Source organism: Streptosporangium sp. NPDC002607, from assembly GCF_053592655.1.
In genome coordinates, this window is record NZ_JBSFWD010000010.1 from 40090 (window position 1) to 58514 (window position 18425).

The window sequence follows — 18425 nt, forward strand, 5'->3', positions numbered from 1 at the left end:
ATCCCGCCCGATCAAGCGATCGGACGGGATCTCGTCAACCGTTCCTGAGCCAACTCAAGAACGGCCCCTGGTGGGGTGTTCACGAGTACAGCTGGCCTGCGGAGCGGTGGCGTCGTCAGAGATCGCTTCCCGGACAGGAGTTGATCGTTTCCCGGACTGTCGGGTACGGCCGGGCGTCATCGGCGAGTCCTGCATATGGGTTTCGCCGCATTCAAACACCTTTCCGATTAAATAGTAACGATCGCAAAAGCCCGGCTCAGGTGCTCACCTGGGACGAGGTGTGCCCGTCCGGTCATCCCAGCCATCGTCGGATCGCCGTCCGGAGCGATGCGCGGGACTCCGCGTCCGGCCGCGGGACGTCGGAGGCCCACGCCACGTATCCGTCGGGCCGCAGCAGCAGCGCCGTGCACGGTACAGCGGATCCGGGCAGCCCTGCGGTTGCGGGGTATCCCCAGTCGCCGCCAGTGAAGTCGATCAGGTGCGGGCGGCCGTCCCTGGTCAGTTCGGCGAGCCGGACCCCGTCTTTGAGGTCCAGGTCGGGAGCCCACCGACCGGCCAGCGGATGGTCGCTGCCCACCTCGTAGCGGACGTCGGCGCCCGACATCAGGTCGGCGATACGGCGGACGTTGCGCGGGTCGCCGAGCAGTTCGGTGAACAGTGCGCGCAGGCCGGTGACCTCGCTGCCAGGGGCGATCAGCGCGGATTGGGCGCGCGAGGACATCACCACCCGCTCAGCGACCGGGCGTCGTTCGGACTCGTAGGTGTCGAGAAGACCGGCGGGGGCCGTGCCGCGCGCTTCGGCCGCGAGTTTCCAGCCAAGGTTGACCGCGTCCTGGAGGCCGAGGTTGAGCCCAGGCCCGCCGATCGCCGAGTGCACGTGAGCGGCATCGCCGACCAGCAGCACCCGGCCGTCTCGGAAACGCTCGGCCAGGCGGGTGTTGCCGCCGTTGAGCTTGCGCATCAAGTGCGGCCCTTGGCCGTCGGGCGGGCCGAAAGCGATGTTCACACCGAGCACGCGGTGGGCGCTGGCCTGCAGTTCCGCGAGCGTGAGCGGCCCCTCGGCGTCCTGTCCGTTCCACTCCATAGTGGAGATCAACGGTGCGGGGGCGCCCGGCAGGGGCGCGTACACGAACAACCCGCGGTCGGTCCGGTGGTGCAGTAACGGCGGGATGGGGCCGTACCCGGGAATGTCGAGGCCGCCGGTGGCCGGATCGACGAACTCGGCCAGCACGACGGCGTGCGCGGTGCGCGCGATCGTCTCGTCGGTCGTCACGCCGGGGAAGGCGATCCCGGCCAGCTTGCGTACGATGCTGTGCCCGCCGTCGGCACCGATCAGGTAGCGCGTTTCGATCATGTACGGCCCGGCCGGCCCGCTGACCTGGAGGGTCATGCCATCAGCGTCCTGGGTGAATCCGGTGAGCTCGTGGCCGCGCCGGATCTCGACGGCGAGTTCGACGGCCCGTTCCTCCAGCATCTTCTCGATCCTGCGCTGCGGAACCTGGAGGATGTAGAGGGGGTTGTCGTCCAGCACACTCAGGTCGATGGGCAGCGCGCCGAAGACGAATCCGGGAGCGGGCCGCGGTGGGTCCTGGTTACCGGCGAGCCGCTCGTACAGGCCTCGCCGGTCGAGCATCCGTACCACCTGGCCGACCAGGCCGTTGGCGCGGTTGTCCTGGATGCGCTCCGGCAGGCGCTCCAGGACCAGGGGGCGGATTCCGGCCAGGCTCAGCTCGCAGGCCAGCATCAGGCCGTTGGGCCCGGCTCCGGCTATGACGATATCGGCGATCATGGTGCTCCTTCCGGGCATGACGGATCGACCGGCGGCAGGCCGGCTGATCTTCTATAGGGAAGATGGGAAAGGTCTGGAAGGGTCAGGGCGTGGGCAGGCCGGCGGCGACCTGACCGAGGGCGTCGCGCAGCAGTTCCTCGAACGGTGTCGGCGCATCGCCGTGGAGCCACAGATGGATGGCCGCGAGTATGGCGGCGCCGACCACCCCGGCGACCAGGTGCGGATACAGATCTCGATCGGCATCGGTGCCAGTGCGCTCGGCGACCGCCGCGGCCAGCGCTTCCTGCGCGGCCGTGTGGGCCTTGAGGAACTCGCCCTGGTGCTCCGGGTGCTGGCTCATCAACTTGACACCGGCGATCCAGCGCTCGTCGGCCGGACGCTCGGCCTCTTGCATGCCAAGCGCGAACCGGGCGAACACGGCGTTGGTGACGGCCTCCCACAGGGGTTCGTCGTCCGGCCTGGACCTCAGCTCGTCGGCGATCTGCACCGCTCGGTCGAAGTGCCTGGCCGCGATCGCCTCCCCCTTGCTGGAGAAGTAGTTGTTGAACGTGCGGTGCGAGACACCCACCTCGGCGGCGATGTCCTCCACCTTGACATTGTCGAAGCCACGCTCGACGGTCAGCTTGATCGCCGCCCAGCTCAGCGCAATCCGGGTTTCTTCCTTCTTGCGCTCTCTCAGCCCCATGCGAACACTCTACCCAAATTTGCGAGCCACGCAAAGATGCGAGTCGCGCAAAAATGCGCGGCTCGCATGTATGCGACGGTCTTGCTCGATGCCTCCTCCTCTCGCCGCCGCATCGAGCGACTCGGCCGCGCGCACTCGCTTGGCTGTCCGACAAGGCAAAGGAGTTGAGCACGCGTACCCTCCGTGAGCTGCGCTCGCTCTTCGTCCGGTCCATCTCTCGCGCACAGGCTCGCGACAAGGTGAAGCGGAACGTCGCACTGCTTTGCGAGATCCCCAGAGGAAAGGAGGGGCATCCGTCCAAGTCACTCACTCTCACCGGGCGGAAGCCGTGCTCAAGGCGTCCGAGGGGACGGCGCTGCACGCCTACATCGTGCTCTCGCTGCTGCTCGGGGCTCGTACGGAGGAACTGCGGGCGCTCACCTGGTCACACGTCAACCTCGACGGCACTCCGCCTTCCATCATGGTCTGGCACTCGGTTCGAGAGGGCGGCGATACCAAGACCCGCGAATCCCGGCGCACGCCGGCCATGCCGAGGCGGTGTGTGGAAGCCCTCAAACTCCATCGTGAGCGGCAGGACATGGCCCGCAAGGCGGCGGGCGTGAACTGGCAGGTCAACGATCTCGCGTTCACGTCCAAGGTCGGCACGGAGCTCGACGCGCACAACGTCCGGCGCTCGTTCCGTGCCGTGCTCAAGAAGGCAGGCCTGAACGAGAAGGAGTGGACGCCCAGGGAGATGCGCCACAGCTTCGTCTCAATGCTGTCCGACTCCGGCATCCCGTTGGAGAACATCTCCCGCCTGGTCGGCCACCGGAACACCAGCGTCACCGAAACCGTCTACCGCAAGCAACTCCGACCCGTGATGTTGGAAGGTGCCGAGGCAATGGACCGGATCTTTCCAAATAACTGATCTTTACGGAGTGGATCTACGCTGGGATCCTGAACAGTGGTGATGCGTTGATCCTTTGAGAGCGCCGGCCTCGACAGTTGTGACTCATCGCGTGTAGGCACTCAGGTCCCGCACCCGCACAGCGCCGTCACCGTCTCCGGTGACGGCGACCGGTCGGCCGTTTACCCGCCCGACCGCCACCGCAAAGACAGTGTTGGTGTATCCCATCGGTTCGCCAATGGGTTGGCGCGTGATCAGGTCCCACACCCGCACCATGCCGTCATCGTCGGGACCGCCGCCACCGCCGGTGACGGCGACCGGTCGGCCGTTCACCTGCTCGACCGCCACCGCCGAGAACCCGTAGGTGTGGCCGGTCGGCACCGGTTCGCCGATGAGTTTGTACGTGGTCAAATCCCACACCCGTATGTTCTCGTCCTCGCCGCCGGTGACGGCGACCGGTCGACCGTCCACCCGCCCGACTGCCACCCCCCAGACACGGGTGTGGCTGGTCATCGGTTCGCCGAGGGGTTGGCGTGTGATCAGGTCCCACACCCGCACCGTGCCGTCAACATCGCCGGTGACGGCGACCGGCCGGCCGCTCACCTCCCCGACCGCCACCGCAACGACGAAGTTGGTGTGTCCAGTCATCGGTTCGCCGATGGGTTGGCGCGTGGTCAGGTCCCACACCCGCACAGGGACCTTATGAGTGGCATCACCCCAGTCGCCGCCGGTGACGGCGACCGGTCGGCCGTCCACCTCCCCGACCGCCACCGCCGAGACGAAGCCGGTACGGTTGGCCACCATCGGTTCGCCGATGAGTTTGCGCGTGGTCAGATCCCACACCCGCACCATGCCGTCATAGCCGCCGGTGACGGCGATCGGTCGACCGTTCACCTCTCCGATCGCCACCGCCTGAACACCCTCGGGGTGTCCGGTCATCGGTTCGCCGATGGGTTGGCGCGTGGTCAGGTCCCACACCCGCACAGTGCCGTCACCGTTCTCACCGCCGCCACCGCCGGTGACGGCGACCGGTCGACCGTTCACCTGCCCGACCGCCACCGCCGAGACGACGTCATCGTGATGCCCCAGCAGATCTGCGGAACGCCAGAAGTTGACGACGAGCGCCACGCAAGCTAGCAGCGCGACGATCCACCCGAGGCGCCGGCGGGAAAACACTGGCCGCACCGCCACCGCCGGCATCTCCAAAGTCCTGTCCCCGGTAGGAATCGTGTCCTCCGCGGCCGTGGGGTCCGGTGGCGCGAGGCCGATGGGTGCGGGCCAACTGGACGAGACAGGCTGGCCGGGGTCGGAGGGACCACTCGGGTGCTGCCCGGTCGTATCGTGACCAGATGCTTCGGGATCACCCGTGTCCAGCCGACCCAGATCAGGCACCACTCATCGTCCTTTCCGGTCGGCATCACACCTCGGGGGTGGCCGGGCGGAGCCATCCGACCACAGATGGCCGAGAAAAGTGGGAGTGGTCGCAACGTGCTAGATCACGCGAACGAATCCACTTCTCCTGGGGTGGGCCCCAAGTGATGATCAGCAACATAGTCACTCAGTTAGTCACCCGGCAATGCAGAAGGCCGTTCCCGACTGATCGGAAACGGCCTCTGACCTGGTGGAGATGAGGGGATTCGAACCCCTGACCCCTTCGATGCGAACCCTGGTAGGACGTACCACTTCCGATCGCCGGATGCCATCTGGTGTCGTCAGGTGCTGTGACGATGACGTCCGTTGATTGACGGTGCGCCCTCGTGTCAGCGGGTTCGCTGACTTTTCGCTGACTCCCCCAGCCGCCCACAGGCCGGTATGGCCATGACCGCCGGAGGGCACCCTCCGTAGACCGACCGCGGCACCGGCCTGAATGTGTCGGCCTCGCACGTCATGATCGGTGTTCATACGTCCCGTATGTTCGCTCAAGGAGGGTCATGGCTGCTACCGACGATGTCAGATGGTGGGGCGTCAACGACTGGACGGATCTCAACCTGGTCCGCGCCGAGCTCGCCACGGGTGCCGATCCGAACTCCGACGTGCCCGTCTTCGAAAAGCCGCTACACGCCGCGGCTGATCGCGGCTCGCCTGAAGTGGTCGCCGAGCTGGCCACGCGCGTCGATGACGTCGACGCGGAAAATCGAGGCCGCACTGCCCTGTGGATGGCCGTCTTCGAAGGCCGCACGGACAACGCCCGAGCCCTCGTCTCCGCCGGGGCGGACCCGTGGCGCCCCATGATGGCAGGCTGGTCTCCCGGCCGCCTCAGCCTGGCCGGCCCCACTCCCGACCTCTTCCCCCTCCCTTCACCGGATGCCGGTCTGTCCGAAGCCGAGGCAGCCGCCGTGGCCGAAGCCGGACGTCTGATCCCCGCGCTGGGAGACCTCTACTACGACGGCCTGAGCATGGCCTGCGTGGCCGACGTCAGCGCGACCGAGGCGACAGCGCGACTGGAAGCCGCACCTGCCGACGACGTGGACATCGATGCGCTTTACGAGGCCTGGTGGAACACCCCGGACGCCGATCTGATCATCGGCATCACGGACGTGCCGGGCGGCTGCGTCATCACCCAACCCTGGGGAAACACCACGTCCACTCCCGGCGTCATCAAGCGCGTCTCACCGGGCACGGTCTGCTACAGCATGTACGCCAATCCCAAGGGCGGCAGTAGCGGAGACGTCGCCCGAGACGGCGCCGTCATCACGGCCTGGGAACCGTGCGTTGCCTACACCGTCCCCACTGACGCCCTTGCCGAGGAGATCCTCGCCGCCTATCTCTACCGCGGCCACCCCGTGGCGTTCTGCTGCGCCGGCGCAGATCTGCGCCTGGCCCACGCCGGGCCGATCATCGGCTCGTCCGCCACGTGGCTCAGGCTGCCCAAACGAGACTGGTGGACCTGACCTGTGGAAATGGCGAAAGGCCCGGTTCCATGATCTGGAATCGGGCCTTTCGTCTTGTGGAGATGAGGGGATTCGAACCCCTGACCCCTTCGATGCGAACGAAGTGCGCTACCGGACTGCGCTACATCCCCAAGACGTGGACTAGATTAGCAAACTTCCGGGGGCACTCGCGCCATCCAGAGCCACCGTCAGTCGCCGACCGCGCGGCGGGGTGTCTCGGCGTACTGGTCGAAGAGTTCGTCGCGGAGCGCGGTCAGGTCGATGACCTCGGCCACCGGGCGCTGGGCCTCCAGCAGGGCGGCACGGCGGCGGGCGCGTCTGGCACGTTCCGCACGGGCCTTGGCGGCCGCTCTCCGCTGCTCGGCGTCGATCTGCACGGTGACCCGGAGAATGGCCAGATAGGCCCCCAGAAGCACCACGGAGGGCGCCACGCCCCACCAAGGGATGACCTGGACGGCGGCCGTCACCACGGAGGCGAGCAGGAGCAGCACGCACCAGAAGGTCAGCCGCCTGCGCTTGGCCACCTGCCTCCCCCTGCGGCGGAGCTCGGCGCGACGGCGCTCGGCCGCGACCCTCCGCGGGTTGGGCCGGCGTGCGGGCGGGGTCTCGGGCCCGGCCTGGGCACCCGTCGAGGTCTCCCGGCCGGCGGGCGGCGACGCGTCGTCGCCCGGCGGGAACCCCGACATGGTCCCGGTGGCGGAAAGGCCCCCCGAGGAGGACTCGGCCGGGGACTCCGGGGAGGATGCGTGCGGCGGCTCGACCAGGGTCTCGGTGGAATCCTCGTCGTAGGCGTACGACTCGGGGTCCTTGGTCGTCTCGACGAGGGTGTTGCGGTCGCGGCGCAGCCACATGGGCACGAGCACGCACAGCCACATAATGACAATGGCCAAATACAGGACAACGCTGCTCACGGCCACCTCCGGGCAGCATGAAGACGCGGGTGGTCTCCCGGCGCCTTCGATGTGCTCATGTCACGCACCGTAAGACCGCGTGTCACTATTTGACGAGCATTCGATGCGGTGTGTCGTGAGATCTTCAAACCTCTTCGTGCGGAGTGCCGCCATGGGCGGCCGCCTCACGGGCCCGCCGCCACCGCACAAGCAACCCTCTCGGCGCGTCTTCGACCGTGAGCGCGTAACAAATGTGGTCACGCCAGGCACCATCGATGTGCAAATGCCTACGTCTGATGCCCTCTTCCCTAAATCCAAGTTTTTCAACCACTCTGCGGCTCGCGTGATTTTCCGGCCGGATATTGGCCTCGACCCGGTGCAGCCCCGTGGTGAAGAAGCAGTGATCGACCGCCATGGCGACCGCGGTGGGGGTGATCCCGCGACCGGCCAGCGCGCCGTCCACCCAGTAACCGATCTGTGCCGACCTGGCGGAGCCCCAGACGATGGCGCCCACGGTGAGCTGCCCGGCGAAGGCGCCCTCGTAGGTGATCACCCACGGTAGTGCGAGGCCCTGCCGGGCCTCCCTGCGGAGGGTTCCGGCCATCGAGATGTAGGGACCGAGGCCGGTCTTGAAGAGGGGGGTTTCAGGATTGCTCGGCTCCCAGGGACGGAGCCAGTTCGCGTTGCGCAGCCGCGACTCCCGCCAGACGCGTACGTCCCGCAGCCGCAGCGGTCGAAGTCCTACCGGACCTTCCGTCAGGGTCACCGGCCAGCCACGAAGTCGATCCACGCCCTCCATCATCCCCCCAACACCGCCCACCGTGCCATGGGAGCCGGGGCAGCGGCCGCGACGGGCCCGCGTGAAGGTACGAGTCAGCGAGGGTGGTCTCCCCCGCGGATCTGGTCCACGGCATGCCGGAGCACCGGCGCCAGCACGGCCATGCCGTCGCGCACCCCTCCGGAGGAACCGGGCAGGTTGACGATCAGCGTGCCGCCCGCCTGCCCGGCGAGCCCGCGCGACAGGATCGAGGTGGGTACCTTCTCCCGGTTGACCTGGCGGATCGCCTCGGCGATGCCGGGGACCTCCCTGTCGATCACCCGCCGGGTCATCTCCGGGGTGAGGTCGGCCGGGGTCAGCCCGGTGCCGCCGGTGGTGACGATCACGTCGTACCCCTCGGCCACCCCGGAGCGCAGCGCCGCCTCGACCGGCTCGCCGTCGGGAACCACCCTCGGCCCGTCCACCTCGCACCCGGCCTCGGCGAGCAGCCCGGCCAGCAGCTTCCCGGACGTGTCCTGGTACGTCCCGGCGGCGGCCCGGTTGGACGCGGTGATCACCAGGGCCCTCATGAGGTTCCCCTGGTCCAGACGCCCGTCTTGCCGCCGGTCTTCTCCTCGACCCGGACATCGGTGATCACGGCGGCCGGGTCGACCGCCTTGACCATGTCGATCAGAGCGAGCGCGGCGACCGAGACCGCGGTCAGCGCCTCCATCTCGACCCCGGTACGGTCGGCGGTCTTGACCCGTACCGTGATCTCCACGCCGTCGTCGACCACGGCCAGCTCGACCTTGACCCCGTGCAGCGCGATGGGGTGGCAGAGCGGGATCAGGTCGGGGGTCCGCTTGGCACCCATGATCCCGGCGATCCGCGCGGTGCCGATCGCGTCGCCCTTGGGGACCTCCCCCGACCGCAGCAGCGCCACGGCCTCGGCCGAGAGCAGCACCCTGCCGGTGGCGGTCGCCGTACGGACGGAGACCTCCTTGGCCGAGACGTCCACCATGCGCGCCGCGCCGGTCTCGTCGATGTGCGTGAATCCAGTCACAGTGGGATGACCTCCACACTCGCGCCCTCGGGAAGTTCGACGACGTCCTCGGGGACCACGATCAGGGCGTTGGCCGAGGCCAGGGCGGCGAGCTGGTGCGAGCCCTGCCTGCGTACCGGGTCGACGGTGCCGCCGGGGCCGAGCACGCCGCGCAGGTAGGAGCGCTTGCCCTGGGGCGAGCGGAGCGGCCCGGTGGTGACCGCCCGCACGGTCGCCGTGGGCTCGGCGGCCAGACCGCCCATCTTCCGCAGCGCGGGCCGGACGAACACCATGAACGACACGAACGACGACACCGGGTTGCCCGGCAACGCGAAGATCGGGATGTGGTCCTCACCGACCACGCCGAAGCCCTGGGGCATGCCCGGCTGCATGGCGACCCGCTCGAAGCGGACCGTGCCGAGCGGCCCGAGGGCCTCCTTGACCGGCTCGTACGCCCCCATCGAGACACCGCCGCTGGTGATCACCAGGTCGGCCCGCAGGAGCTGCGCGTCGAGCTGGTCGAGAAACCGCGCGGCGTCGTCGACGACGATCCCCGCCCGGTAGCCCTCGCCACCCGCCTCGCGGACCGCGGCGATCAGGGCGAAGCTGTTGGACTCCCAGATCTGGCCGTCGCCCAGGGGCAGGCCGGGCTCGACCAGTTCGGCCCCGGTGGATATCACCACCACCCTCGGACGGGGCCGCACCAGCACCCGGCGGCGGCCCACCCCGGCCAGCACTCCGAGCTGCGCGGGCCCGATCGGGGTGCCCGCGGGCAGCACGACGTCACCGGCGCGCACGTCCTCTCCCGACCTGCGAATGGCGTTCCCCGGCGGCGCGGAGCGGTTGATCACCACCTGCGCGGTACCGCCGTCGGTCCACTCGACCGGGATCACCACGTCGGCCCCGGCGGGCAGCGGTGCCCCCGTCATGATCCGCATGACCATGCCGGGGCCGATGGCCTGCATCCGGCCGTCGCCGGCCGCGATGTCGTCGATCACCGGGAGCGTCACCGGGGCGTCGGCGACGTCCTCGGCGCGCACGGCGTAGCCGTCCATCGCGGAGTTGTCGAAGGGCGGCAGCGGAACCGGGGCCGTGACCTCCTCGGCCAGCGTGGTGCCCAGCGCCTGCTCCAGCTCCACCTCCAGCGGAGCGAGGACCCGGACCGTACGCAGGATGTCGGAAAGGTGGTCGTCGACCGATCTCATGGAGCTCATCGCGCGGCCAGGAACTCCTTGAGCCAGGGCAGGAACTCCGGTGCCAGGTCGGGGCGGTCGGCGGCGAACTGCACCACCGTACGGAGGTAGTCGAGCTTGTTGCCGGTGTCGTAGCGGCGGCCTCGGAACAGCACTCCGTGCACCGGGCCGCCCTGGTCGTTGCCGCGCCCGGCGAGGGTACGCAGGGCGTCGGTGAGCTGGATCTCGTTGCCGCGTCCCGGCGGGGTGTTCTCCAGGACCTCGAAGACGGCCGGGTCGATCACGTACCGGCCGATGACCGCCCAGTTGGACGGGGCCTCGTCCGCGGGGGGCTTCTCCACCAGGTCGGTCACCCTGACCACGTCGTCCTCGTCGGTGGGCACGATGGCGGCGCAGCCGTACAGGGAGACCTGCTCCCTGGGGACCTCCATCAGCGCGATGACGCTGCCGCCGTGCACGCCGCGTACCTCGATCATGCGCTTGAGGAGCTCGTCGCGGTAGTCGATGAGGTCGTCACCGAGCAGGCACGCGAAGGGGTTGTCGCCCACGTGCTGCTTGGCGCAGAGGACCGCGTGGCCGAGGCCGCGCGGCCTGCCCTGCCGTACGTAGTGGATGGTGGCCAGGTCCGCGGGCTCGCGTACCTGGGAGAGGCGCTCGTCGTCGCCCTTGGCCTCCAGGGCCTCCTCAAGCTCGATCGCCCGGTCGAAGTGGTCCTCGATGGAACGCTTGTTCTTCCCGGTGACCATGAGGACGTCGAGCAGTCCGGCGGAGACCGCCTCCTCGACGACATACTGGATCGCGGGCTTGTCGACGATCGGCAACATCTCCTTGGGGGTCGCCTTGGTCGCCGGAAGAAAACGGGTGCCCAGACCCGCCGCGGGGACAACGGCTTTCGTCACAGCATCGAAGTCGGCCATAACCGAAACCATAGTGGAGGGACCCGTGGACAAGCTGAGGCTGCGTGCCACTATCGAGGCGGCGCGGGCCGCGATCCCCGATGAGCGGCGCCATGCGGCCTCCGTCCAGATCAGGGAATCCCTGCTGGACCGGCCCTGGGTCCAGATGGCCGGGCTCATCGCGTGCTACTGGTCGATCGGGACGGAGCCCGCGACCCACGGGCTGGTCTTCGCCCTGTGGAAGCACGGCGCGACCGTGATCCTGCCCGTGCTCCGCGACGACGCCGATCTCGACTGGGCCGTGTACGACGGCCCGGACACCCTGGCCCCCGGCCGCTTCGGGATCATGGAACCGGTCGACACCCGCCGCGGCGTCGACGCGATCAGGACCGCGGCACTGGTGATCGTGCCCGCGCTGGCGGTGGACAGGTCCACCGGGGTACGGCTCGGGCGGGGCGGCGGCTCCTACGACCGGGCACTGGCCAGGGTCGGCCCGAACGTGCCGACCGTGGCGCTGCTGCACGAGGGCGAGTTGCTCGACGACGTGCCCGCCGAGCCGCACGACGTGGCGGTCCGCTACGCGGCGACGCCCGAGGGGATCTTCAGGACGGGCGCCACGGGCACCTGAGCCGGCACGCGAGCGTCCGATCGCCCCAGGAAACCCCCGACACCAACGCCCCGGGCACACGACCGGCCCGGAGATCTCCACAACCGGCGCCGGGAACATGTGCCCGACCACGGTGAGTCACCGGAGTCGGCATCTTGAACACACAATCACCGCCTGTCCCGGGCCGGTGTGCACCCGGGCTGTGACCCGCTGTGCGCGTGGGACGTGTGTGACGCCCTTTTCGAATGCGACACAATGGTCCCCACAGACAGAGAGGGGACCAGATGGGGCTGGACGTCTGGCTGCTTCTCGGTGCCGGAGTCGTCATCGCGGCCGTCGTCGCCGTACGTGTCGCCCACTGGAGCGGACTGCCCAGCCTTCTGATCTTCCTGGGCTTCGGAGTGCTCCTCGGTGAGTCCGGGCTCGGGCTGCAGTTCGAGAACCCTGAGCTCGCCCAGCAGATAGGCCTGATCGCGCTGGCGATCATCCTGGCCGAGGGTGGCCTGACCACCACCTGGAGCCACGTCAAGGGAGCCATTCCCACCGCCCTGGTGCTCGCCACCGTCGGCGTGGGGGTGAGCATCGCGGCCGTCGCGATCTCGGTGCACCTGATCCTCGGCCTGGACTGGCGGACCGCGCTGCTGCTCGGCGCGATCCTCGCCTCCACCGACGCCGCCGCCGTCTTCTCCGTGCTACGCCGCCTGCCCCTGCCGCCGCGCCTCGCGGGCATCCTGGAGGCCGAGTCGGGTTTCAACGACGCGCCCACGGTGATCGCGGTGATGCTGCTGAGCACCGCCACCTCGCCCAGCCTCGGGGTCGCGCTGTTCGACGTGCTCTTCGAGCTGGTGGTGGGCGCGGCCATCGGCCTGGCGGTCGCCCCGCTCGGCATCTACGCGCTGCGCCGCATCGCGCTCCCCGTCTCCGGCCTGTATCCCATCGCGGTGCTGGCCCTCGCGTTCGTCGCCTACGCGGGAGCCGTGTTGCTGCACGGCAGCGGCTTCCTGGCGATCTATCTCGCGACGCTGGTCATGGGCAACTCCCGGATGCCGCACCGCGCGTCCTCGCGAGGTTTCGCCGAGGGCGTGGCCTGGCTGGCCCAGATCGGCCTGTTCGTCATGCTCGGGATACTGGTCAGCCCTTCGGAGATGCCGACCGCGGTCGTACCCGGCCTGGTCGCCGGGCTGATCCTGGTCGCGGTGGCCCGCCCTCTGTCGATCATGGTTTCCGCCTTCCTGACCCGTCTGACGGGCATCGCCAGGCTCAGCTGGCGGGAACAGGCGTTCCTGTCGTGGGCCGGGTTGCGCGGCGCGGTGCCCATCGTGCTCGCGACCATCCCCTGGGCCGCCACCTCCATCGAGAACGGCACGGCCAAGCTCGTGTTCAACGAGGTCTTCGTGATCGTCGTCGTCTACACGCTGTTGCAGGGGCCGACCCTGCCGTTCGTGGCGAAGCTCCTCGGGCTGTCCACCCCCGACGAGGCCCGCGACCTGGAGGTCGAGTCGGCGCCGCTGGAGGAACTCAACGCCGACCTGCTCCAGGTCAAGGTGCCGCCGACGTCCAAGCTGCAGGGTGTGGAGATCTTCGAGCTGCGACTGCCCCGCGACGCCCAGGTGACGCTGATCGTCAGGGAGGGCCGGACGTTCGTCCCCACCGACTCCACCAGGATCAAGGTCGAGGACCAGCTCCTGGTCGTGACGACGGCCGCCTGCCGGGACACCGTCGAGCGCCGGATGCGGGCGATCAGCCGCAAGGGCAAGCTCGCGGGCTGGTACGGCGAGCGTGGCGTCTGATCGAGATCTCCCTTTGGAATGCGAAGACGCCAACTCGCGTTTAAGCTTGTCGGCTGCGTACCATTAGCAGTCGCGCCACTAGAGTGCCAATCGGCGCGGACCACATGAGGAGGAGCGCGTGCCCACCTACCAGTACGCCTGCAGTGCCTGTAACCACCAGTTCGAAATCGTCCAGAAGTTCTCCGACGACGCTCTCACCGAGTGCCCGAGCTGCGCGGGTGACCTGCGCAAGGTGTTCTCCGCGGTCGGCATCGTCTTCAAGGGTTCGGGCTTCTACCGGACCGACAGCCGGTCGTCCTCGTCCAGCACGGTGAGCTCGTCGAGTTCCTCGGACTCGTCCAGCTCGTCGAAGTCGTCCGACTCGTCGAGCTCCTCCACCTCGACGGACTCGAAGTCCGACGCCAAGCCGGCGAAGGTGGCGAGCAGCCCGGCCCCCGCGGCCTCCTAGGCTCCCGGCCGCCGAGAGGCCCAGGGTCGCCAGAGCTGCCATCGGGAGCCCAGTCCAGAGCGCTCATCTCGGCACCCGGTATCCACAGGCCGCCGTGTGGACTCCCGCAGGAGGTTATCCACAGGCAGTCCCCCGGGCTCCTCAAGTACCCTGCCATGGCGCTAATCTCGGCGCCATGGGCACTCGCGCGGACATCGGAGTCATCGGCGGCTCGGGCTTCTACTCGTTGCTCGACGACGCCACAGAGGTCGAGATCACCACACCGTACGGGCCACCGAGCGACGTCGTCACCGTCGGCCGCATCGGATCGCGCTCGGTCGCCTTCGTGCCCCGCCACGGCCGCGACCATCGCTTCCCCCCGCACCTCATCCCCTACCGGGCGAACCTGTGGGCACTGCGCTCCCTCGGCGTGCGCCAGGTCCTCGCCCCCAGCGCGGTCGGCTCGCTGCGCCCCGAGATCGGCCCCGGCGCCCTGGTCGTCCCCGACCAACTCGTCGATCGCACCGCCGGCCGCGTGCAGACCTACTACGACGAGGGCGGCGTCGTCCATGTCGCCTTCGCCGACCCCTACTGCCCCTCGGGCCGCGAGGCGGCGGTCTCCAGCGCGCGTTCCTCCGACTGGGAGGTGTCCGACGGCGGCACCCTCGTGGTCATCCAGGGCCCGCGCTTCTCGACCCGCGCGGAGTCCCGCTGGTTCAGCGGCAACGGCTGGTCGATCGTCGGCATGACCGGCTTCCCCGAGGCCATCCTCGCCCGCGAGCTGGCCCTCTGCTACACCTCGATCTCCCTCGTCACCGACCACGACGCCGGGGTCGAGGCGGGTGAGGGGGTCACCCACGAGGAGGTGCTCGCCTTCTTCGCCACCAACGTCACCCGGATGCGCTCCCTGATCAGCGAGATCGTCACCGCCCTCCCCGAAGACCGCACCTGCCCCTGCCCCACCGCCCTGGACGGCCTGAAGCTCCCCTTCGACCTCCCCGACTGAGCCCATGCCTTGCCGGGAAGGTCCTTCCTCAAGGGAGACCACCCGGTCCACAACACCGCTCCCCCTTCGCCTCGCCGTTGAGCCTCCGCCTCCCAATGATCACCGTTCTCCGGGGTTCCAGAGAGCCTCGACCTCCCAGACCGAACCCGTACCCCGGGAAGAGTCGTTCCTCGGAAACATCACCTCGGCGATCACCCATTTCATGGGGATCGTCAACCCGCCATTCAGCGGGAGTCGTCCCTGTCCCGCCACCTGGCGGGCATCCCGTCACGGGCACCGCGCCGCCCGGCTCCCATCCATGGAGTCAGCCATGCGCGCCCTGCGCCGCCTCCTCGTCCGCCGTCACCGCCTGCTCGCCGCCCTCGTCGCCGCCCTGGCGATGGGATGCGCCCTGCTGGCCCTGCGCCCGGACACCGCCTCGGTGATCGTCCTGACCGCCGCCAGGGATCTCCCCGGCGGCGTGCTGAAGGGGACCGACCTGACACCCGCGGCCCTGAGGCCCGACACCGTCCCCGACGGTGCCCTGAGACCCGGCACGCCGTTCGCCGGAAAGATCCTGGCCGGTCCCGCGCGGCGCGGGGAGCCGCTGACCGACGTCCGCCTGCTCGGCCCCGGCCTGCTGGCCGCCCACGGCCCCGGAACGGTCGCCACCCCGGTCCGCGTCGCCGACCCCGAGACCGCGCGTCTGCTCTCGCCGGGTGACGTGGTGGACGTGCTCGCCGCCGCCACCTCGACCTGGGACGGCACCGCCCCCGCGACGACCGTGGCCGAGGACGTCACGGTCCTGGCCACCCCGGACGAGAAGTCGGAGCGAGGCGCCCTCGTCGTGCTGGCCACCACCTCGGCCCAGGCGACCGAACTGGCCTCCGCCCAGGCGGGCGGACGGCTCTCCATCACGATCGGCGCCCGCGCGAGGTGATTCCCAGGAGCGTGCTCCCAGCGCCGAGGCTAGGTGTACTGACCACAAAGGTTGAGTACGCGGTGACACGATCTTCGGAGTTGTTGAAATGAGGGAGGGCCTACAGGTTCGGTGTGGATTGCGACATCTACGCCGAGCTACGGCACTGTGGCCTCATGGACGATCGAGATTGACGTCGGCTTACCTGAGGTTCGGGCTTGGATCGAGGCCGGTCAGGCTGGCGGTGGCGGTCCACAGGCGCGCCGCGAGTACATTGTCGGCCAGGTGACCTTGGATGGGTTCGAGGGTGGGCAGGCCGCGGATCCCGAATACCCGAGGCCCCCAAAGCTGGCCACCGCACACCGACGGGTCGAGGACGGCCCGGACGGCGGGCCAGGCGGCGGCCTCCTTGCTCTGCAAGAGGAGGCCGGCGGGCAGGCCGCGCAGTCGTTCGCCGCTGGTTCGGACGTGGACAGGCGGGCGTGAAGGGGTGAGGGAGTCGAGTGCGCCGCCGGGGTGGGTGATCACGCTCAGCGTCGTGCTGCCGGCGGCGCGCAGGCGGCGGTCGAGTTCGAAGCCGAAGAGCATCTGCGCGAGTTTGGATCGTGCGTAGGTGCGCTTTGGCCGGTAGTCGCGCGTGCTCTGGAGATCGTCAAGGTCCAGGCTCTCGGACTTTGCCGTGAAGCTGCCGGTGATGACGACGCGGCTCGCGGGTGTGGCCGTCAGCAGGGGGGCGAGCCACCAGATCAGCGCGAAGTGCCCCAGATGGTTGGTGGCGAACATCAGCTCGTTGCCGTCCATGGTCTCGCGCCGCGGCGGCTGGTCGAGCAGCACTCCGGCGTTGCAGACGACCGCGTCCAGTCTGTCCAGTCTCAGGGCGTCCGCGGAGGCTTTGAGCGAGGAGAGGTCGGCCAGATCCAGGCGGATGTGACGGACGTGCGCGCCGGGGACGCGGTCGCGGATCGAGACCTGCGCGGCTTCGGCCTTGGCGGGGTCACGGCTGGCGAGGATGACGGTGGCGCCGGTGCCGGCAAGTTGTTCGGCGACGAAGTATCCGATGCCCGCGTTGCCGCCGGTGACGAGGAAGTTCTTGCCCTCGGCGTGCGGCAGGCGCCGTACGTCCCAGGGGGCTGGGCTGTGGAGGGAGGACATCGTCCGGCTCCTTGCGTTGATGGCTGGTCGGGTCTGCGTTAGTGCTGGAGTTCTTCTGGCGCTCGTCTGGGCATCAGCATCACGGCCGGGACGGTGATGGCGGTGAGGGCCATGACGACGATGAGGCTGGTCGTCATGGCATGGCCGAAGCCGGAACCGGAGCCGGCCGACTGGAAGAAGACCGAGGTGACGGCGGCCGAGCCGATACCGGCCGCCAGTTGCTGGATCGCCGACAGGGAGCCGCTGGCGCTGCCGGCCTCGTCGGGATCGATGTCGCCGATCGCGACGTCGAAGATCGTGCCGTAGCATGCGCCCATCCCCAGGCCGGTGAGGAAGACAGCTGGTGCGAGGGCCCACAGGCTCAGGCCAGTGCCGGAGGCTGTGACCAGGACGAGCAGCCAACCGCAGCCGATCAGGATGACGGCCAGGCCGAGGAAGATGAGGGTACGGCCCAGCTTCTTGATCAGCGCCATGCATGCTCCCGCGGCCACGATGATGCCGACGGTCATCGGCAGCAGTCCCAGGGAGGTGTCTCGCGCCGAGGCGTGCAGCCCTTGCTGCATGAACAGAGAGAGGACGTAGACCAGCCCGGTGGTGGCGGCGAAGACGATCAGTCCGACGAGCAGTCCGGAGCTGAAGCCGCGGTTGCGCAGCAGGGATGGCTTGAGCAGCGGGTCGGTGGCGGTGCTCTGGCGGCGGGCGAAGGCGGCGAAGAACGCCAGGCCGGCCGCGATCGAGAGAATCGGGATGGCGGTCCAGCCGTTGCTCGATCCCTCGACCAGCCCCAGGAGCAGGCCGAACATAGTGGCGGCGAGCAACCCTGAGCCCACCCCGTCCACACCGGTGGACGCGTCGCCGTCGTCGTGCGGCAGCAGCCGGACGGCCAGGACCAGGCCGAGGCCGCCGAGCAGCAGGTTGACCAGGAAGATCGGGCGCCACGACAGGCCGGCGATGTCGGCGTCGATGACGAACCCGGCCAGGATCGGGCCGCCGACCGAGGCGAGTCCCAGCAGGGGCCCGAACAACGCAAACGCCTTGGTGAGCATGTCACGCGAGAACGTCTTTGTCATGATCGCCATACCTTGCGGGATCAAGAGCGCTCCGAACGCGCCCTGCGCGCCGCGGGCGAGGATCAGCAGAGCCGGGTCGGGTGAGAGCCCGGCCACGGCCGAGGCGATCGTGAAGCCGCTCATGCCGATGAGGAACAGCCTGCGCTGGCCGTACTTGTCGCCCAGTCGCCCGCCGACCACGAGCAGGACGCCCATCGCGAGCATGTAGGCCGACCCGAGCCATTTGATCAGGCCCTCGCCGCCATGCAGTTCGGCGGTGATCGTGGGCGCGGCGATGTTGGTGACCGTGGCGTCGATCATGTCGAGGGCGTCGGCGAGTAGCACCAAACCCAAGATCGACCACATGCGGCGGGTGGACGCGGTCGTCGGCGGGCCGACGATTGCGGGGGTTGCCATGACGCATCTCCATTCGGAACGAATCTGAACTGACTCAGAAACTATAACCA

General features: G+C 69.0%; 18 protein-coding genes, 1 tRNA gene and 1 pseudogene. 7 read left to right on the forward strand and 13 right to left on the reverse strand.

The window, feature by feature from the left end:
* Nucleotides 1–292 precede the first annotated feature (292 nt).
* Nucleotides 293–1789, reverse strand: a complete 1497-nt coding sequence (locus tag ACWD3H_RS14255) for an FAD-dependent monooxygenase (RefSeq protein ID WP_451955245.1) — start codon at nt 1787–1789, stop codon at nt 293–295.
* Nucleotides 1790–1871: 82 nt separating this feature from the next.
* Nucleotides 1872–2474, reverse strand: a complete 603-nt coding sequence (locus tag ACWD3H_RS14260) for an acyl-CoA-like ligand-binding transcription factor (RefSeq protein WP_451955246.1) — start codon at nt 2472–2474, stop codon at nt 1872–1874.
* A gap of 370 nt (nt 2475–2844) precedes the next feature.
* Between ACWD3H_RS14260 and ACWD3H_RS14265 the strand changes: the two genes are divergently transcribed.
* Nucleotides 2845–3381, forward strand: coding sequence for a site-specific integrase (locus ACWD3H_RS14265; RefSeq protein ID WP_451955247.1), 537 nt, complete (start codon nt 2845–2847; stop codon nt 3379–3381).
* An 84-nt stretch (nt 3382–3465) separates the two neighbouring features.
* On the opposite strand, the gene ACWD3H_RS14270 is transcribed toward ACWD3H_RS14265, so the two are convergent.
* Complete coding sequence (locus ACWD3H_RS14270) at nt 3466–4560, reverse strand: WD40 repeat domain-containing protein (RefSeq protein WP_451955248.1); 1095 nt, start codon at nt 4558–4560, stop codon at nt 3466–3468.
* Between the two features lie 731 nt (nt 4561–5291).
* Between ACWD3H_RS14270 and ACWD3H_RS14275 the strand changes: the two genes are divergently transcribed.
* Nucleotides 5292–6251, forward strand: coding sequence for an ankyrin repeat domain-containing protein (locus ACWD3H_RS14275; protein ID WP_451955249.1), 960 nt, complete (start codon nt 5292–5294; stop codon nt 6249–6251).
* Between the two features lie 57 nt (nt 6252–6308).
* Here ACWD3H_RS14275 and ACWD3H_RS14280 read toward each other — a convergent pair.
* From ACWD3H_RS14280 to galU, 7 genes are all read right to left on the reverse strand, one after another.
* Nucleotides 6309–6382: transfer RNA gene (locus ACWD3H_RS14280), tRNA-Ala, on the reverse strand.
* Between the two features lie 57 nt (nt 6383–6439).
* Nucleotides 6440–7162: a divisome protein SepX/GlpR gene (gene sepX, locus ACWD3H_RS14285; protein WP_451955250.1), complete on the reverse strand. Its 723-nt coding sequence runs from the start codon at nt 7160–7162 to the stop codon at nt 6440–6442.
* A gap of 124 nt (nt 7163–7286) precedes the next feature.
* Nucleotides 7287–7940, reverse strand: coding sequence for a GNAT family N-acetyltransferase (locus tag ACWD3H_RS14290; protein ID WP_350930299.1), 654 nt, complete (start codon nt 7938–7940; stop codon nt 7287–7289).
* 74 nt (nt 7941–8014) lie between these two features.
* Complete coding sequence (locus ACWD3H_RS14295) at nt 8015–8488, reverse strand: MogA/MoaB family molybdenum cofactor biosynthesis protein (RefSeq protein WP_350930284.1); 474 nt, start codon at nt 8486–8488, stop codon at nt 8015–8017.
* A complete protein-coding gene (moaC, locus tag ACWD3H_RS14300) occupies nt 8485–8961 on the reverse strand; it encodes a cyclic pyranopterin monophosphate synthase MoaC (RefSeq protein ID WP_350930283.1) in 477 nt (158 codons plus the stop codon). Before moaC ends, ACWD3H_RS14295 begins: the two co-directional genes overlap by 4 nt.
* Nucleotides 8958–10145, reverse strand: coding sequence for a molybdotransferase-like divisome protein Glp (glp, locus tag ACWD3H_RS14305; RefSeq protein WP_451955384.1), 1188 nt, complete (start codon nt 10143–10145; stop codon nt 8958–8960). Before glp ends, moaC begins: the two co-directional genes overlap by 4 nt.
* Nucleotides 10146–10150: 5 nt before the next feature.
* Complete coding sequence (gene galU / locus ACWD3H_RS14310; RefSeq protein ID WP_355551230.1) at nt 10151–11050, reverse strand: UTP--glucose-1-phosphate uridylyltransferase GalU; 900 nt, start codon at nt 11048–11050, stop codon at nt 10151–10153.
* Between the two features lie 25 nt (nt 11051–11075).
* Here galU and ACWD3H_RS14315 point away from each other — a divergent pair, with 25 nt between their 5' ends.
* From ACWD3H_RS14315 to ACWD3H_RS14325, 3 genes and pseudogenes are all read left to right on the forward strand, one after another.
* Nucleotides 11076–11657, forward strand: coding sequence for a 5-formyltetrahydrofolate cyclo-ligase (locus tag ACWD3H_RS14315; protein ID WP_451955251.1), 582 nt, complete (start codon nt 11076–11078; stop codon nt 11655–11657).
* Nucleotides 11658–11920: 263 nt separating this feature from the next.
* Complete coding sequence (locus ACWD3H_RS14320; RefSeq protein ID WP_451955252.1) at nt 11921–13426, forward strand: potassium/proton antiporter; 1506 nt, start codon at nt 11921–11923, stop codon at nt 13424–13426.
* 118 nt (nt 13427–13544) lie between these two features.
* A pseudogene (locus ACWD3H_RS14325) lies at nt 13545–13685 on the forward strand (FmdB family zinc ribbon protein); the annotation flags it as partial.
* Nucleotides 13686–13699: 14 nt separating this feature from the next.
* Here ACWD3H_RS14325 and ACWD3H_RS14330 read toward each other — a convergent pair.
* Nucleotides 13700–13831 (reverse strand): hypothetical protein, encoded by a 132-nt coding sequence (locus ACWD3H_RS14330; protein WP_451955386.1) that lies wholly within the window; start codon nt 13829–13831, stop codon nt 13700–13702.
* A 218-nt stretch (nt 13832–14049) separates the two neighbouring features.
* On the opposite strand from ACWD3H_RS14330, the gene ACWD3H_RS14335 reads away from it, so the two are divergent.
* Nucleotides 14050–14859, forward strand: coding sequence for an S-methyl-5'-thioadenosine phosphorylase (locus tag ACWD3H_RS14335; protein WP_451955253.1), 810 nt, complete (start codon nt 14050–14052; stop codon nt 14857–14859).
* Between the two features lie 310 nt (nt 14860–15169).
* Nucleotides 15170–15778 carry an RcpC/CpaB family pilus assembly protein gene (locus ACWD3H_RS14340; protein ID WP_451955254.1) on the forward strand — a complete coding sequence of 203 codons (609 nt, stop codon included), beginning with the start codon at nt 15170–15172 and terminating at the stop codon, nt 15776–15778.
* 180 nt (nt 15779–15958) lie between these two features.
* Here ACWD3H_RS14340 and ACWD3H_RS14345 read toward each other — a convergent pair whose 3' ends face one another.
* On the reverse strand, nt 15959–16909 hold the full coding sequence (locus ACWD3H_RS14345) for an SDR family NAD(P)-dependent oxidoreductase (protein ID WP_451955255.1): 951 nt from the start codon (nt 16907–16909) through the stop codon (nt 15959–15961).
* A 38-nt stretch (nt 16910–16947) separates the two neighbouring features.
* Entirely contained in the window at nt 16948–18375 is a 1428-nt protein-coding gene (locus ACWD3H_RS14350) for an MFS transporter (RefSeq protein ID WP_451955256.1), read from the reverse strand.
* Nucleotides 18376–18425 lie beyond the last annotated feature (50 nt).